The following is a 17,410-nucleotide window of genomic DNA, read 5'->3' on the forward strand; positions in this document are numbered from 1 at the left end:
GCCTGTGATCAACACCAAGACCCTTATCGGCTCGGCCCTCGCGGCCGCCACCTCGCTCGCCGCCACGGCGGCATATAGCGGCCCCGCCGCCAAGCCCGGCTTCGCCTTCGAGAAGTGCTACGGCGTCGTCAAGGCCGGCCAGAATGACTGCCAGACCGCGACGCATTCATGCGCCGGCACTTCGACCGCCGACAACCAGCCTGACTCCTGGCTCTACGTGCCGGCCGGCAGCTGCGCGAAGATTTCCGGGGGCAGCGACAAGCCCAAGGCCTAGCCGACTTTCCACCTCGAGCAATCAGACCAGAAGGAGGAGACCGATGTCCGGCATGTTTTCACCACTCGCAATCCCCGCATCGGCGGGTATCGGTCTTCGCTCGCCTCACATCGCGGAGATGCTGACACGGCGTCCCTCCGCGGGCTGGCTCGAGGTCCACGCCGAGAACTATATGGGTGACGGCGCCGGCGTCCAAGCGTTGGAAAAGCTGCGCCAGATGTACCCGCTGTCAGTGCATGGCGTCGGTCTGTCGCTGGGCAGCGCGCAAGGCCTGGATCGCGATCATCTCGAAAGGCTGCGCAAGGTCTGCGAGCGCTTTGAGCCCGATCTGGTTTCCGAGCACCTTGCCTGGAGCGTCGCCGACGGGGCCTACCTCAACGATCTCCTGCCGCTGCGCTATGACGAAGAGGCGCTGGCGATCGTTGCCCGCAACGTCGAGACGGTTCAGGACACGCTGAAGCGACGTGTGCTGATCGAGAACCTGTCGGCCTATCTGGCTTTCGCGGACTCGTTGATGAACGAGGCCGAGTTCCTGGCGGCGCTCGTGGCGCGGACCGGCTGCGGTCTGCTGCTCGACGTCAACAATGTCCAGGTCTCCGCGCACAACCTGCAATATGACGCCAAGGCTTTCATCGACGCGTTGCCTGCGGAGGCTATAGGCGAAATCCACCTTGCCGGCCATGCGACCAACCGGGTCGGGACCGACACCGTGCTGATCGACGATCACGGCTCGCGCGTGCCGCCGATCGTGTGGACGCTCTATCGACATGCCATCGAACGGCTCGGGCCGCGCCCGACATTGATCGAGTGGGACACCGACGTTCCCGTTCTCGATGTGCTGCTTGGCGAAGCGATGTGGGCCGACATGCTGACCGCATCGATCATGTTCAACCGCAGGCAAGCCGCGCGGCGCGAGCAAACAACAGAGGCCCGAGCGACGCCGATCCGAATCCCGATCGAAGGCGAAACGACGACCAGCATGCCCGTCCTTGCAGCGTTCGCGGCTGCCAGGGCCGCGAGACCATCCATCTCCCTGGCGCTGCCTCCGCTCGAGGAGGAATACCATGCTGCCGCTTGAACACCTGCAGACCACCATGGCGCGCGCGGTGCTGGCCGTGGACCCAATGATCGGCGCGAGATTGCTGACCGCGGGCAATGCCGATCCGCTGGCCCGCCTCAGCATCTACCAGAACAACACACGCAGCTCGCTGACAGCGGTGCTGATGGCGGTCTTTCCGGTCACGGTTCGCCTGGTCGACGAACGTTTCTTCCGCTACGCTGCGAGCGAGTTCATTCGTCGCCATCCGCCGACGGAATCGCGGCTGGCAGGCTATGGCGCCGGCTTCCCGCGCTTCCTCAAGTCGGCCGACACGCTGTCCGACATGCCGATCGTTGCCGAAACGGCGCGGCTCGAATGGGCCATAGCCGAAGCGCTCGATGCACCTTCGTCGCAGCCCCGCAGCCTCGCCGAATACGACAGTACAGAGCTCGGTCCGTCGCCAGATATCGTGTTGCAGCCTTCGCTGCGGCTGATCATTTCCCACTGGTCGATCCTTTCGGTATGGACTGCGCATCAGCAGGAAGGACCCGTCGACCGGAACAGCGCCTGGACAAGGCGCCCCGAACGCGTGGCGCTGTGGCGAGCGGGAGACAGCATCCGGCTCGTTCAGCTCGATCGTGCGAACTTTGCTTTCCTGCACTCCCTGAAGCATGGCCTCGGCCTTGAACACGCCGCCGACCGCGCTCTCGCGCTCGATCCAGGCTTCGATCTCGTATCCGCGCTCGTGCGCCTTTTCGGCGACGGGCTCGTCACCGCTATGCGAGCCGCAGCGAACTCCCACTCAAACTCATGGAGACAGTCATGATCGCAGTATCAGATCATTCCCCATCCGGCGTGGCCGGCCTTGTCGGCCTCTACAGGCGCGTCATCAAGCTGCCCGAACACGTTCCATTTTCGCTGGTCCAACTCGCCGCGCGCGTGGCGGTGGCGCATGTCTTCTGGCAATCGGCCCAGAGCAAGCTCGCCTCGTGGCCAGTGACGCTGCAGTTGTTCGCAAACGAATACAACCTGCCGTTCATCGATCCCTCGATAGCGGCGCCATTGGCGACAACGGCCGAAATCACAGGCTCCGTGTTGATCTTTTTTGGACTGTTCTCGCGCCTTGCGGCCCTGATGCTGCTCGGCGTCGTCTCCGTCATCCAGATCTTCGTCTATCCAGAGAACTGGGCCGAACACCTGTTGTGGGCCTCGTTGCTGCTCCTCGTGCTGACGCGCGGCGCCGGCATGTTCTCGCTCGACTATATCGCTGAGCGAAACCTCTCGGCATCCGCCAGGTGAACATCCCGACCTATGGCAAAGCACGATGCGCATCTTCATCGTTCATGCTCACCCTGAGCCCAACAGCTTCAACGGCGCCCTGACCCGCGCGGCTGAGCAAGCGCACGCATCCGTCTCCGCGTGACCATCGTCACCGGGGAGCTGCTTTGCGAACACATTGCCGAAGCGCTGGAGCAGCGATACAGGACGCCTACTTCAACAGCGCCACCGTCCTGTCGACAGCGCTGGGAAAGCCGTTCAGCGAGAGCGGCAGGTTGGTCTCCTTGCCGCCGTCCGCAACCACCTTGACCTTGAGGCTTTTGCCTTCGCGAAGGGTCGCCAAGGTCTCGGCGTCAAAGCTCAGATCCACGATGCAGCCGCCGGGCAAGCAGGTGCGGAAGCGCAGCGGCGGCAGGGTCGGGCCGTCGTCGACCTGCAGCGTCACGCCCTGGTCCAGCGCCAGGCCGAACGGCAGCACCAGCGTTCCCTGGACGGCCTCGCCGGCCGGGCGCAACTCCATCGCCAGCACACGCTGGCGCGACTGGCTGTCGGTCTGCTCCTGCGACAGCGCGCAGACCTTCACGCCGGCGCCGTTCTGGCTGGCAAGATTGCAGGACACGGTCCAGTCGCCATGCCCTTCCCTGAGCGAGGTCGCGCCTCCCGGCAGGGCCGCGGTTTCTTGCGCGAATGCGGTGGCAAGCGAGAGCAGGCTTGCGGCGATCAGCGTGGCATATCCAATTTGTCTGTTTCGTTTCATCTCGTTTCCATCTCTCAAAAGTCGGACCACCCAGAAGGCGAACTACAGAGAATGCGCACATTCGCGCATTCTATTGCTCAACCAGGCTTTGCCCGGTGCCTCGCCGACGCCGCTACCAGCGCACGCTGAAGCCGAGCTTGCCGCTGATGACATTGCTGTCGCCGAAGCTCGCCAGGCTGGTCTTGGCCAGCGCCTCGCCATAGACCGAGTATTTGCCGTCGCCGAAGTCGAGCGAGCCGCCGAGGCCGACACCGCCCCAGAACTTCTGGTTTTGGCTGGAAAGCTTCACGCCCGAGACATCGACATCGGTTCCGTCGAGGAAGTCGTAGTAGAGGTTGGCGATGCCGTAGACATGCGCCCGGCTCACCTGCCCGGCGCTGTCGGCCCACTGGTCCTCATAGTCGGCCGAGATGCCGAGGCGGCCGACCAGGCTGTCGCCGCTGCCGGGCGACACGATCGCGCCGAACCGATCGGTGAACGTGTCGAAGTCGACCGCCGAGTAGGACAGCTGCGCCTGCGGGGTCAGCGACCAGTTGGAGCGCAGCGCGATCTTCTGCCCGCTCTCGATGCTCAGCGCATAGCCGAAGCCCTTGTTGCCGTCGGCAAGCCTGCCCAGCACGGCCGAGTTGATGTCGCTGTCATACCAGGTCGCCTGGGCCTGGCTGTCGACATAGAAGCCGCTGTTGCCGAGCCAGGTCAGCGTGCCGCCGACACCGTAGCCGGTGGCCGAGATGGAGCCGGTGCCGAAGGTCGACGACACGTCCGACGAGACGGTGCCGTAATGGACGGTGATGCCGCCCAGCAGCATGCCGGCCTCGCTCTCATGCAGCAGCCCGTCGACGCCGGCATTGAGCTTCCAGGTTGTCACGTCGTAGTCGGTGCCGGTGGTCGAGGTCTTGGGCTCGAACTTGCCATGGGCGGCATCGATACGCGCCCAGATGGCGTTGCCGTCGACAGGACCCTGGCCGGGCACGTCCGCGCCCTGCGGCGTCGCGCCCTCGCCCCAGGCCCGGTTGCCGATGCGCTGCTGCAACGTGCCCAGTTCGTTGAAGCTCTGCAGCACGCCGGCATAGGCCTCGTAGAGCGGCGTGCTGGGCGCATAAAGCGGGCCGGTCTGGTTGATCAGCGTGGAGCGCAGATACCAGTCGCCGTCGGCCGGCGTGCTCACCCCGTTCTTGTAGAGCCGATAGGCGTAGGCGCCGCCGACCACGGCCTGGTCGCCCTCAAAGACATAGTCGCCGGCGAGCGTGAAGGTGCCGGCCGAGCTGCCGTCGATGTCGACGATCTTGATGCCCTCGCTGGTCTGCGCGCCCGCGCCGCCGACATTGCTGACCGCCAGGATGCCGGTGCCCGACGTGCCGCCATGCACGACCAGCCTGTCGGTCGCAGAAGCATCGCCGTCCAGCGCGGCATTGATGAGGATTTTTCCGCCATTGCCGACATAGTCGCCGCTGACCGTGAGCACCGTGCCGGGTGCCGCAGCACCGAGCCGCACCGCGCCGCTGTTGTTGAGCGAGGCGACCGTCTGGTCGAAGCCGGCAAGGTCAAGCGTGCCGCCCGACTGGACGGTGAAGGCGGAGGTCGCGTTGAAGGCTCCGGCCTTGCCCGCCGCCAGGGTTCCGTCCTGCACCGTCGTCGCCCCGACATAGGAGCTGTTGCCGGAAAGGATCAGGGTGCCGTAATCGACCTTGGTCAGCCCGGCATTTCCAACCAGATCCGATGCGATGGTCGCCTTGTAGCCAGCGCTGCCGCTGGTGCCGTCACCGACATTGATGATTGCCGGTCCGCCGGTCAGCGTGATGGTATCGCCCTGGATGCGATAACCGTCGGCGGCGAACTGCATGCCGTTGACGGTGACCGCGCCGTTGCCGTTGTCCACCGTCACGGTCCCGGGCGTGCCCTGGAACACGGCGAACTGGCCGTTGCTCCACGGCGCATTGACCTCGCCGCCTGGCGTCGTCCAGTTGTTGCCGGAGCCGGCCACCTGCCAGGTGCCATTGCCGCCGTCGACGACGCTGTTGTTCTTGGGGCCGGCATCGCCGTCCCAGAAGGTCAGCAGCTGCCCGGCCGTGTTGATGAGGTTGACCTGGTTGGCGATCGATGTCTGCACCGAATAGTCGGGTGACGTCAGGGCGAGCCCGTTGTCGATCAGCGAACCATTGTAGTTGAACACGCGATAGACACCGGGTCCGAAGCTGCCGCCGGCGGTCGCCGTGATGTTGAGCGTGCCGTCGAGCGTCAGATTGCCGCCGACATTGACGACGTCGTTCAGCGCGCCGCCGGGCGCGTTGGCCTGCCCGAAATTATACGCAAGGCTGGTGCCGCCGCTGAGCGTCAAATTGCCGTTGATGGTCAGCGCGCCGGCGGAATTGCCGCTGCCGCCAGGGCTCAGCGTGCTGCCATCCGCCATGGTGACATCGCCGCCGATGATGCCGGTGCCGCCGAGCGTCGCCCCGCCTGCCACCGCGGTCAGGCCGGTGGCGCCGGCCTGGTTGCCATTGACGAGCAAAGTGCCGCTGTTGACGTTGGTTTGCCCGCCATAGCTGTTGGCGGCGGTCAGGATCGTGGTGCCGGTGCCGATCTGGTTCAGGCCGCCGGTGCCGGAGATGACGCCGCCGAAGGTGATGGCATCCGAACGGTCGAAGGCCAGCGTGCCGTTGTCGACGACATTGCCGGCAAGGCTGCCGAGGGCGCCGCCATTGCCGACCTGCAGCGTGCCGGCGGCGATCGTGGTGCCGCCGGTATGGGCGGCATTGCTCGTCAGCACCAGCGTGCCGGTGCCGTCCTTGGTCAGCGCGCCGGCGCCGGTGATGCCGCCGCTCAGGGTGGTTGTCGTGGCTGCATCGGTGAGGAACGTGCCGGCGCCGGCGAGCGTGACGGCGCGAGCGCTCGTGACGTCCGCGGTGGTGTTGAGCGTGCCGCCGTCGAAGCTCAGGCCGCCCGCGGCAGCGCCGAGATTGGCATCCTGGGAGATCCGCACGGTACCGCCGTTGACCGCGGTGCCGCCGCTGTAGCTGTTGGTTCCCGAGAGAACCAGCGTGCCGAGGTCGTCCTTGACCAGTTGGGTGCCGCCGGTGAGGTTGGAGGCGATGGTCGCCACAAAGGTTGCGCTGGCCGCGGTGCCGTCGCCGACACGGATGGTCGACTGCGGCCCGACCAAAGCGATGTCATCGCCCTGGATCAGGTAGCCGTCCGTGGCGAACTGCATGCCCGCGGCGCTGACCTGTCCCAGGCCGTTGTCGACGGTGACGGTGCCGGCCGCCCCGGCGAAGATGGCGAAGGCGTTGTCCTGGTAGGGCGCGTTGATCGCACCGGTCGCTTCGGTCCAGTCGTCATTGCCGGCCGAGTTCTGCCAGGTGCCGTTGCCGCCGTTGACAGCGCCGTCGTTCTTCGGTCCGGCGTCGCCGTCCCAGAAGTTGAGCAGCAGGCCGGCGGTGTTGACCAGGTTGACCTGGTTGGCGACCGAGGTCTGGACGAAGAAGTCCGGCGACGGGATCGTGCCGACATCGAGACCGTTGTCGGTCAGCGTGCCGCCATAGCTGATGACCCGGTAGATGCCGGGGCTGAAGGTGCCGCCGGGCGCGACAGCAACATTGATGGTGCCGTCGAGCGTCAGGTTGCCTGCGACCACCGTCAGGTCGTTGAGGGCGCCGCCGACGACATTGGCCTGGCCGAAATCGTAATTGAGGCTCGATCCGCCGCTCAGCCCAAGAGCGCCGTTGATGGTGAGCGTGCCGGCTGCCCCGGCCGCACCCGGGTTGATCGAGCCGCCATCCGCCACGCTGACGTCGCCGCCGATCGTGCCGGTGCCGCCGAGCGTGCCGCCGGCATCGACCGAGGTCGGGCCGGTGGCCGCCGACTGGTCGCCATTGACGAAGAGCGTGCCGCCGTCGACCACCGTCGCGCCGGTGTAGCTGTTGTTGGCGGTGAGCGTCGTTGAGCCGCTGCCGAACTGTCTGATGCCGCCGCTGCCGCTGATGGTGCCGCCGAAGGTGACGGCATCCGACCGGTCGAAGGCCAGAGTGCCGTTGTCCACGACGTCGCCGAGGATCGAGCCCGATGTGCCGTCATTGCCGAGCTGCAGCGTGCCGGCGGCAATCGTCGTGCCGCCGCTGTAGGTGCTGTCGCCCGTCAGTATGGTGGTGCCGGTGCCGATCTGGTTCAGGTTACCCGTGCCGGAAATCACGCCGCCGAATGACAGAGTATCGGAACGGTCGAAAGCCAGCGTGCCGTTGTCGCTGACATTGCCGGCGAGACTGCCGGCGGTGCCGCCATTGCCGACCTGCAGCGTGCCGGCCGTAATCGTCGTGCCTCCGCTGTGCGTGGCATCGCTGGCCAGCACCAGCGTGCCGGCACCGGCCTTGGTCAGCGCGCCTGCGCCGCTCACGGTGTTGGTCAGCGTCAGCTTGGTCGCGCTGTCGGTGTCGAAGGTGCCGCCTGCGGCATTGAGGGTTACGGCGCGGGCAGAAGTGAAGGTGTCGGTGGTGTGCAGCGTGCCGCCGTTCAGCGAAAGACCGCCGGAAGCGGCACCAAGACTGCCATTGCTGCCGACCTGCAGCGTGCCGCTGTTGATCGCCGTGCCGCCGCTGTAGCTGTTGGTCCCGGACAGCACCAGCGTGCCGAGGTCGGTCTTCACCAACTGGCTGGCGCCGATGAGGTTGGAGGTGATCGTCGCCACATAGCTTGCGCCGGCCGCAGTGCCGTCGCCGACGCGGATCGTCGATTGCGGCCCGACCAGGCCGATGTCGCCGCCCTGCACGAGGTAGCCGCCGGTGGCGAATTGCATGCCCGCCGCCTGCACCTGGCCGTTGGTGTTGTCGACCGTGACCGTCCCGGCAGCACCCTGGAAGATGGCGAAGCTGGCGTTGGCGAAGGGCGCGGCGAAGGTGCCGCTGGCATCGGTCCAGTTCTGGTCGCCGGCGGCCCGCCAAGTGCCGTTGCCGCCATTGACGATGCTGTTGGAATGGGGACCAGCATCGCCATCCCAGTAGCTGAGCTGCAGCCCGGCCGAGTTGACGAGGTTGACCTGGTTGGCCACGGAAGTCTGCACGAAATAGTTCGGGTCCGTGACATTGAGCCCGTTGTCGGTCAACGAGCCGTTGTAGCTGATGATGCGGTAGGTGCCGGGTCCGAAATTGCCGCCCGGGCTCTGCGTCACGTTGAGCGTGCCGTCGAGAGTGAGATTGCCGCCGACATTGATCAGGTCGTTGAGCGCGCCGCCGACGACGTTCGCCTGGCCGAAGTTGACGTTGAGGTTGGAGTTCCCCAGCGCGAGATTGCCGTTGATGCTCAGCGTGCCTGGAGCGTTGCCGACCCCGCCGGGGCTTAGCGTGCCGCCGTCGGCGACGGTGACGCTGCCGCCGATCGTGCCGGTGCCGCCCAGCGTTGCCCCGCTCGCGACATTGGTCTGGCCGGTAGCGCCCGACTGGTTGCCGTTAATCAGCAACGTCCCGGCATTGACGTTGGTGGCCCCGCCATAGCTGTTGTTGCCGGTGAGCGTGGTCACGCCGGTGCCGAGCTTGTTGACCGAACCGGTGCCGGAGATGGCCCCGTCGAAGGCGTAGGTGTTGTTCAGGTTGAAGGCGAGCGTGCCGTTGTTGGTCACGCTGGGCGTCGCCAGCGCGCCGGCGACGGCGCCGGTGCCGATCTGCAGCGTGCCGGCCGATATCGTCGTGCCGGCGCTGTAGCTGTGGTTGCCGGTCAGCGTCAGCGTGCCGGCGCCTTGCTTGGCGAGGGTCTCGAAATTGCTGACATTGGCGCCGTCCAGCGTGCGCCCGGCCGCCGTGTTCACCTGCAGCGTATCGCCCGGGCCGGTCTCGCCGCCTGTGCCGGCGTCGACGCCGGCGCCAGTGAATACGGCAGTGTCGTTGAGCACCAGCGTGTCATTGCCGGCGCCGAGGTTCAGCGCTGCTGCGCCGGTGGCGAGCGTGCCGCTCACATTGACGGTGTCGTTGCCGGCGCCGAGATCGCCATTGGCCCTCAGCGTGCCGCCATTGTTGATATTGATTGTGCTCGCGCCGGCGTCGCCGGTGAAGGTCGAGGTGGCGCCGGCCGCGGCGCCGACTGTGCCATTGACGGTAAGCGTACCGGTGCCGTTCATCGCCACGGTTGCCGTGGTCAGGCCGCCATTCACCTGCAGCGTGCCGGCGTCGACCCTGGTCGCGCCCACATTGTTGCCGGCCGCGGTCAGCACCGTGGTGCCGGTGCCGATCTGCGCGATCGTGCCTATGCCGGTGCCAGGCGGGTTCGGCGTGATCGTGCCGGTGAAGTTGAAGCTATCGCTGCGGTTGAACGATAGAGTCGACGTCGCACTGGCGATGATCACGTTGCCGGCCCCGGCGTTACCGCTGGTGCCGCCATTGCCGATCATCAGATTGCCGTCGTTGATGGTGGTGTTGCCGGTGAAGGTGTTGTTGCCGGTCAGGACCCAGGTGCCGGGGCCGCTCTTGCCGAGCGTGGTCGCGCCGCCCGGGCCGTCGGTGATCAGCCCGCCCATGGTGTTGAGGCCGGTGTTGGTCCCGCCAAGCCCGATCGTGCGCGGGCCGCTGCCCGAATAGGTCACGGCGCCGGTGTTGGTGAAATTGACGGCACCAGTGCCAGAGGATTCGATCGACGTCGAGCCGGCGGCGAGCGTGAACAGGCGGTCGGTCGAGTCGCCAGTGCCGGTATAGCGCAGGGTTGCACCGTTGCCGAGCACGAGGTTGGAGGCGGCATTCGACGACGCGCCAAGGGAGCTGGCGACGCCGCCGTTCGAAAGCTTGCTGACACCCAGCACACCGCCGGTGATGCTGGTGACGCCGGTATAGGTGCTGGCGGGATTGTTGAGAATCCAGGTGCCGGCGCCGCTCTTGGTCAGCGAGGTCTTGCCGGTGCCGTTGTCGGCCAGAAGCGCTGCCAGGCTGTTGTTGCCGGTGTTGGCGCCGGTCAGCGTCACCGTCTGGGCGGTGTTCGGGCTGGAAAATGCAATCGCCCCGGTATTGGTGAAGGCGATAGCGCCGGTGCCGGAAGCATCGAGAGCACTCGTGGCCGACGGACCGAGCGTGAACAGCCGGTCGGTGCTGCCGCCAGCGCCCACATATTGCAGCGTGCCGCCGTTGAGCACGAGATTGGAGGCCGTATTGCTCGAAGCGCCGATCGCGCTGTTGACGCCGCCGTTGACGAGGCAACTCACGGCAAGCGTGCCGCCGGTGATAGTGGTGGCGCCGGTGTAACTGCTGCTGCAGCCGGTTAGGGTCTGCACGCCGCTGCCGCTCTTCGTCAGCCCCCCCGTGCCGCTGATCGCGCCGGCATAGATGCCGCCACCGCCGGCCACAGTTAGCGTGCCGCTGCCCAGCGTGACATTGCCCCCCGTGGTGCCGCCGCCGCCCAACGACCTTACAGAGAGGTTCAAGTTGTTGACGTCCAGCGTGGCGCCGGCGGTGTTGTTCAAATTGATGGCGGCCGTGCCGAAGGCGGTGTTCGAACCTGCCCGAAGGATGCCTTGCGCCACCAGGATATCGCCGCTGAGTGTATTGTTGCCGGAGAGCACCAGCGTGCCGGGACCGCTCTTGTTCCATGCCCCGCCGCCGGTCACCTGACCCGTCAATTCCAACGTCGTGCCGGCATTGGCCACCGCAAAGGTGCTGCGGGCGCCGCCGCCACTCGTGTCGGTGAAGCCGCGATCGATAGTGACGCTCGGCCCGGTATAGGTGAGGGCACCGTAGCCTGTGAGAACGAGATTGGCAGGATTGCTCGTCGAAGCGCCGATGCCGCTCGCCTGCCCGCCATTGGCCAGACAATCGGTCGTGAGTGAGCCGCTAATGGTGGTGCCACCGGTATAGGTGTTGTTGCATCCGGACATCGTCTGGGTGTTACCGACCAGCAGCCCGCCGGTGCCGCTGACGACGCCGCCGAACGTCCCGGTGTTGCTGAGGAGCGTGAGGGTCTGCGAGCCGAGCAGCACGCTCCCGCCGCCGCCGGCGCCATTGGCAAGCGCCCCGACGGTGACCGGGAACCCGCTCACATCCAGCGTCGCGCCCAGATTGACGGTCATCAGGCTGGTGTTCAAGCCGAGCGCCTGCGCCGAGCCTGCGACCAGCGTGCCGGCATTCACCACATTGCCACCGGTGTAGGTGTTCGTGCCGGACAGGATGAGCGTCCCGGCGCCGTTCTTGACCAGCGCGCCCGAGCCGCCCGGACCAACTCCGGTGCCGCTGACGGTCAGGCTGGTGCCTGCATTTGCCACGTCGAAACCGCCGCCGCCCGCGCCAAGCGTGAATCCCCGGTCGGTGCTGGTTGTCGCGCCCGTGTACTGCAGCGTGCCGGCGCCGGAAAGCAGAAGGTTGCTCGAGGCATTGCTGGATTTACCGATACCGCTCACCGCGCCGCCATTGGCCAGCGTGCCGACGGAGAGAACGCCGCCCGTGATCGAGGTGGGCCCGACATAGTCGTTGGCGCCATTGGCCAGCGTCAGCGTGCCGGGGCCTGCCTTCGTCAGACCCGCATCGTCGGGGCTGGTGACGAGGCCCGAAAACGTCAGGTTCGTTGCCGCATTGGCGACCGTAATGGTTCGCGAGGGACCGCCATTGACCAGCGTGAAGCCGCGATCCGTCGTCGCCGTCGCGCCGGTATAGTTCAGAGTGCCGCTCTGCAGCACTAGGTTGGAAGAAGCGCTGCCCGAGGCGCCGATATTGCTCGCCGATCCGCCGTTGCCGATCGTGGCAACGGACAGCGTGCCGCCGCCCAGCGTGGTGGCGCCGGTATAGGTGTTGGCGCCGCTCAGCGTAGCTTGCGCGGTGCCCGCCTTGGTGAAACCGACGGCACCGCCATTGTCGACGATGGTCGAGCCAATGGTGAAATTGCTGCCGGCGCCGCCATTTTGCAGCAGGCCGAGCGTGCCGCCCCCCGCCGGGCCGGTGAGCGAGCCGCCGGTGATCGTCATCGAACTGTTGCCGACCGACGGCGCAACGAGGATTGTGCCGTTGACGCCCAGCGTGTTGCTGGCGCCGACCGTGACCGTGGAGTTTGCGGCCGCGGTGTATTTGAGGCCGCCGAGTTGCACATTGCCCGCGACGGTGCCGAAATAGGGCGTGTTGGTGGCGCCGCCGGCGTCGCTCACGACATTGCCATTCGCCCAAAGAGCGGCGTTGTCCTGGTTCACATAGGCTGTGAATGCCTGGATGTTGCCGCCAGACACCTGGGCATAATCGATACTGCTTCCGGTGCCGACGGTCGCCCAGCCGAGCGTGCCGTCGGCATTGCTGGTGGTGATGGCGCCGTTGGCCGGCAGCACGAAATTGACCAGCCCTCCGGTGCTCGCCATAGCCCCCAGATTGAGCGTGGCGCTGCCGCCCGCGCCCGAGGTGACGCTGATCGTGCTGCTGCCGGCGGTGGCCGTCATGCCGTTGAACGTCTGGGTATTTGCCTGGCCTGCGGCACCGGTCATCGAGAAGGTGCCGCCGCTCATGTTGAGCGTGGAGGAAGCCGAGACGATGTTGCTCAACGGCGCGCCCGCCCCGGCGAAGTTCAGCGCCAATGTGCCGCCATTGACGGTCGTAGCGCCGGTATAGGTGTTGGTCCCCGACAGCGTCAGCGTGCCGGTGCCGCGCTTGATCAGCGATCCCGTGCCGGTGATGGCGCCGGCATAGCTCGTGGTTGTCGAGCCGTTGATGGTAGCGTTGTTGGCGCCGAGCGCCACCGCGCCGCCGGTGCCGGCGAGCGAGGAGAAGGCAAGGTCGAACCCGCCGAGATCGAGCGTACCGCCATTGACGATCGCGTTGGGCGCCGAGCCGAAAGCCTGGGCGTTGCCAGCCCGCAACGTACCACTCTGAACCGTGACGCTTTGCGGTGTGGTGGTGTTGGCGCCAGAAAAGGTGTTGGCCGCGGTGAGCACCCACACATCGGAGGCGCCACCGTTCATCACCAGGTTGCCGACGCCCGAGATTACACCGGAGAACGTGTTGTTGCCGGCAAAGCTGCCACCCAAGGTAAGGGTGCCGTTCTGAAGCGTCGTTGCACCGCTCAGCGTCAGGGCTCCCGTGCCGTCATTGCTGATGCGGCCACTGCCATTGACCTGCATTGTGCGGTTGCTGCTGGCACCCGAACCGATGTAACTCAGCGTCCCACTGTTGAAGGTAATTGCAGGATTGGTGCCGAGAGCGGTGGCGACTCCGAGCGAGCTGTTAGTGCCCGTGTCGGCAAGGACGCTGGCGCGCACGGTCACGCCATTGATGTTGATCACACCGGTATAGGTGTTGCTGCCGCCCAGGGTGATGGTACGCGTCGGACTGGATCCGGCACCACTGCTGGTGAAAGTAATCCCAACGCCACCACCGCTGATCACTCCCGAAAGTACGAGATCGGCGGTTTGTGCGTTGAAAATGCCAGCGTCGGAAGCCGCCATGTTGCCGGTCAGCGTCAATGTGCCGGTGCCCGCGTTGGTGATCGCGGGATATCCGTAGAAGTTCCGCAGCAAAATGAAATCGCGGTTGGAGCTGGCCCCTCCGCCGATGTAGTTGAAATTGGCACCACCATTGCCACCGGATGCAAGGACTATCGCAACGCCGGCTGTTCCCTTTCCCACCGCGCTTGCAACGCCGTAGTCGGCGATCGAACTGACGCTGAACGCGTTGCCAAACTGCCCGGCGGAAAATGTCGTCTGCCCGGTGTAATCGTTGGCGTCATTGGTCAGCGTCACATCCGCCACACTGCCGTTCACCGAGAGGCCGCCAGCGCCGGTAAAACGCGCCGAACCAACCCCCGCGCCTCCGATCGTTGCCGTGCCGCTGCTCAGAGTGACCACGCGTGTTGCAGCCAAAGCCCCACTGCTTAGCAGCGTGGTGTTGTTGGCAAGCGTAATGCCATTGCCGGCCGCGCCGAGTGCCACATCGCCATTAACGCTCAGCGTGCCTGCATTCACTGCGATGCCACCCGAGAAGGTGTTGGCGCCGTTCAGCACCAGCGCGCCAGCGCCGGCCTTCGTCAGACCAGCCGTCCCGGCAATCACATTGTTGAATGTGGCGCTGTCTGTGTTGCTAGGGTCGAGTGCGATGCCGGCGCTACCGTTAACGGTGATCGTCGGCGAGATTCCTCCCAGCGTCAGCGTACTGCCCGAGAACGTATAGGCGGTATTGGGAGAATTGAGATCGTCGAAGATCAGACTGTGGACGGTGATCGGGGCCGCGAGATTGACCGCGCCGACAGCCGTCCCGCCGAAGAAGGCGTCGTCGAGGTTGCCGTTGTTCCAGGTTGTATAGGGGCCGCTGAGGCCGTCGCTGTTCGGGCTCCAGAATGACGAAGTCGTGTCCCAGGTACCGCTGCCGCCGCGGCCGGCCGTGGTTTGGCTCGGATCCCAATAGCGGCTCGCGGCGCCGGCCTGGCCCGTTGCCAGCGCCATCACCATCGTCGCGGTTGCCAATTGCGCCAGATGCGGCGCGCAGCTCGCCACATGGCCTTTCCATTTGGTCATCCGCCCGCCGCGCATCAGCCGCGGGCCGTACGCGGCGGCGCGGGGCGCGGTTGCCGGCGAGCGCTTTCCGCGCTTCAGGGTCTCAGCTGAACTATCCTGGAGCAGGCTCATTGTTCCCCCTTGGCGCCAGCCTGGCGGGTCTCGCGACGAGTGGTCGCGATCTGGCGCGCACATGCGATTGCAATTGAAGATTCGGACCGAAGCCGGCTGCCGCGGATGAAACCGCCGGGATCACGCGATAGTCGCTGTCCGGCAAAGCTTGAGCTGAAAAGCGCATGCGACGGCAGCAACCGGTGCCTGTGAGATTTGAATGATTCCGGTGCTGCGTAATCTGCCCCGCCCCCGAAGGCATCCGCCGGAAACCCGATGGGCTTGGGGCAAAATTGGCAATCCAGGGTTCTGCGGAACGCCGTTGCATCGCGTCAATGGTCGAGATCGCAAGCAGCCGGCCGAAAGGACGGTGCCTGTGCATCGAGCATGCCTGCAGCTCCTCGGAAATCGGCGGCGACAGGCGCGTGCTGCAACCCGCAATGTCGGGCAAAGCTCGGCATGTCCCCCGTCCTCCTCGGCACGTTTCGGCCCGCGAAGGCGCTTGGCGATGGTCGCCTGCCCATGCATCAGCCGTATGAAACCCAGCATGGTTTCAATTGATCTCAACAAGACATGATTCGAAGACTTACGTATTTCAAGAATCTGCTGTGATATTCGAAAAAGTCGACAAGACTTGGCAGCGGTTAACACCTTGTTACTTTAGATGTCGCTTTAGTAAGTCAGCAGTAACTTAGCCGGCGAGATGCCTAGGTCCGCTCTACGCTCGGGACCTGAAAGTAAACGCTCCCGCTTGCGCCTGCATCGGCGTTATTTCCCGATGCTTCTTCATCATCGTGGTGAGGTGGCTTTGGCTGGCAAAGCCGCACTGATGTGCGACATCGGCGATCGACAGCCGTCCGTCGCTCAGCAGTTTCTCGGCATGATCCAGCCGCAGATCGAGAACATATTGATGGGGTGACTTCCCGAACGTTCTGGAGAAGGCGCGCGCAAAGTGAGAGGTTGAGAGCCCGCACACCGCCGCCATCTCGGCGACCGAGACCTTGCGGGAAAAATTCTCCGTCAAGAAGGACCGCAGGTTTCGCACGCAGCGAGCTGAGAGCCCGCCTTGAATGTTCTGCCGTGGCTGCCAGGCAGCCTGGAACCCGGACCGGGTTTCCTGAAGGTCGTCGTCGCGCCGCAAGTCGCCTCCAATGCCCAACCCGCGCTTGAGCAACCAGAGCGGGTGCAATTGGTTCCTTTCGACAAAAAAATCGTGATCCGAGGTGGATCTCGATCTGCCGAAATCACCCGACGCCTTCCGAGTCATGATTAGGTTGCCGGCCAGACCAATGCAATCAAGGGATGTCCCAGGTGCAATCAGTTGGCCTGATTTTTCACCAATCCCTGATTTTCACCAATCCATGTGAAGTCCATAAGAAAGGTGGAATGGGCCTAACCAGCTCTTCACCATGCCGACAACTGCTACGGAACCTTCACGATCGCAGCGGACTTTTGGGGTTTGTTGTGAAATCTAATGAAGAGGCCCGGCATGAAAGTCACCGCAGCAGGCATCGACCGCATCAAGATCGGCAATGCGGATGCAAGTGGCCAAGGCGCGCATTTTGTCGTTTGGCTTTATCTTCAGGTCGACGAAGGCGGCACACAGACGGGACAGGAACTGGTTGTGTCGGTGCCGTACGATGCGCAAATGACGTTCGATGATCTCGCTACCCAGGCTTTTGAGAAGGCGCACGCTATGCTTCGCGCCTGCTGCGAGATTGATGAGACCATGTGGTGGAAGCAGTTCAACCGCAGCCTGGCCCCTCTGCCCGAATGGACGCCTGGCGCCCAGTAGGCGGTAGGCGCCGAACCAAGCATCGAGGCTGGCTGGATGCCCGAACGCTGACATGCGGATAGGCGTCCACTTCGCATCGTCTTCTTCGGGCGCACGGCGACCTCCAGCATGTCACCTGAAGTGTCCGCTTCCGGGCGGAGGCAAAGTTTGCTCAATGGCTGACATGAGGCGCAGAGCTGCTGTTCACTTCAAGATCCAGGCCTGGCCTGCAGACAACGCCATAAGTGAACTAGCGGCGTCGGAACCCCTTCAGGAGAGGCGCCGTCGCGCGCGCAGCAATTGGCGATAGCCGCGCTCGACCATCTTCAAGCCGTCGCGCACTAAGCGATGCGTCTGATAGCGAAAAGCCGAGTCGTGCCAGTCGGCGGCGCCGACCAGTCGCCGACCGAACAAGGCGGTCGCGACTTCAAAATGGGATGCCCGCTCTTGCCGGCCATCGAGGCATCGCAGCATGTGAGCACGGCGCCGCCGCTGGGTTGCGGTCAAGAGTGCGTCGGGAAGGTACTGCCTGTGGATCGAGCGGATGAACCGCTCGATGGCTTGCAGCCGATCATGCGCCATGTCGTCCAGCGGTATGATGCCGCTGCCCTCCCGCGTTTGCACATCCGGCGGAACCTCGACAAGGTTCACGACCCCAGGGTTGATCTCCGGTGCAGACGCTAAATCCGAAGTTCGTATCGCATGCACATCAATAAGTTGCAATCGATGACCCGAAAAACCAAAAGTTGACA

The 17,410-nt window shown here is 65.0% G+C and carries 9 protein-coding genes; 5 read left to right on the forward strand and 4 right to left on the reverse strand.

From position 1 onward, the window contains the following. Window positions 1–4: 4 nt before the first annotated feature. The 4 genes from LB553_RS28325 to LB553_RS28340 are packed head-to-tail and all read left to right on the forward strand — an operon-like array spanning window position 5 to window position 2,612. A complete protein-coding gene (locus LB553_RS28325; RefSeq protein ID WP_140700495.1) occupies window positions 5–274 on the forward strand; it encodes a DUF2282 domain-containing protein in 270 nt (89 codons plus the stop codon). 43 nt (window positions 275–317) lie between these two features. Then, window positions 318–1,352 (forward strand): DUF692 domain-containing protein, encoded by a 1,035-nt coding sequence (locus LB553_RS28330; protein WP_224518181.1) that lies wholly within the window; start codon window positions 318–320, stop codon window positions 1,350–1,352. Beyond that, the gene (locus tag LB553_RS28335; RefSeq protein WP_224518183.1) at window positions 1,339–2,139 is read left to right on the forward strand and encodes a DNA-binding domain-containing protein; all 801 of its coding nucleotides are present in this window, start codon (window positions 1,339–1,341) and stop codon (window positions 2,137–2,139) included. The genes LB553_RS28330 and LB553_RS28335 overlap by 14 nt, the downstream gene beginning before the upstream one ends. After that, entirely contained in the window at window positions 2,136–2,612 is a 477-nt protein-coding gene (locus LB553_RS28340; protein WP_224518185.1) for a DoxX family protein, read from the forward strand. The genes LB553_RS28335 and LB553_RS28340 overlap by 4 nt, the downstream gene beginning before the upstream one ends. A gap of 190 nt (window positions 2,613–2,802) precedes the next feature. Here the strand turns inward: LB553_RS28340 and LB553_RS28345 are convergent, their stop codons facing one another. The 3 genes from LB553_RS28345 to LB553_RS28355 form a co-directional block, all read right to left on the reverse strand. Beyond that, window positions 2,803–3,348: an invasion associated locus B family protein gene (locus LB553_RS28345; protein WP_224518188.1), complete on the reverse strand. Its 546-nt coding sequence runs from the start codon at window positions 3,346–3,348 to the stop codon at window positions 2,803–2,805. 112 nt (window positions 3,349–3,460) lie between these two features. Further along, window positions 3,461–14,905 carry an autotransporter-associated beta strand repeat-containing protein gene (locus tag LB553_RS28350; protein ID WP_224518189.1) on the reverse strand — a complete coding sequence of 3,815 codons (11,445 nt, stop codon included), beginning with the start codon at window positions 14,903–14,905 and terminating at the stop codon, window positions 3,461–3,463. 697 nt (window positions 14,906–15,602) lie between these two features. Continuing rightward, window positions 15,603–16,025 carry a helix-turn-helix domain-containing protein gene (locus LB553_RS28355; protein ID WP_224518190.1) on the reverse strand — a complete coding sequence of 141 codons (423 nt, stop codon included), beginning with the start codon at window positions 16,023–16,025 and terminating at the stop codon, window positions 15,603–15,605. 348 nt (window positions 16,026–16,373) lie between these two features. On the opposite strand from LB553_RS28355, the gene LB553_RS28360 reads away from it, so the two are divergent. Further along, window positions 16,374–16,679, forward strand: a complete 306-nt coding sequence (locus LB553_RS28360; protein WP_224518191.1) for a hypothetical protein — start codon at window positions 16,374–16,376, stop codon at window positions 16,677–16,679. A 249-nt stretch (window positions 16,680–16,928) separates the two neighbouring features. Here LB553_RS28360 and LB553_RS28365 read toward each other — a convergent pair. Further along, on the reverse strand, window positions 16,929–17,410 hold a 482-nt coding region (locus LB553_RS28365; RefSeq protein WP_224518192.1), incomplete at its 5' end, for a DUF2285 domain-containing protein.

The organism is Mesorhizobium sp. CA8, from assembly GCF_020164955.1.
Lineage (GTDB): Bacteria > Pseudomonadota > Alphaproteobacteria > Rhizobiales > Rhizobiaceae > Mesorhizobium.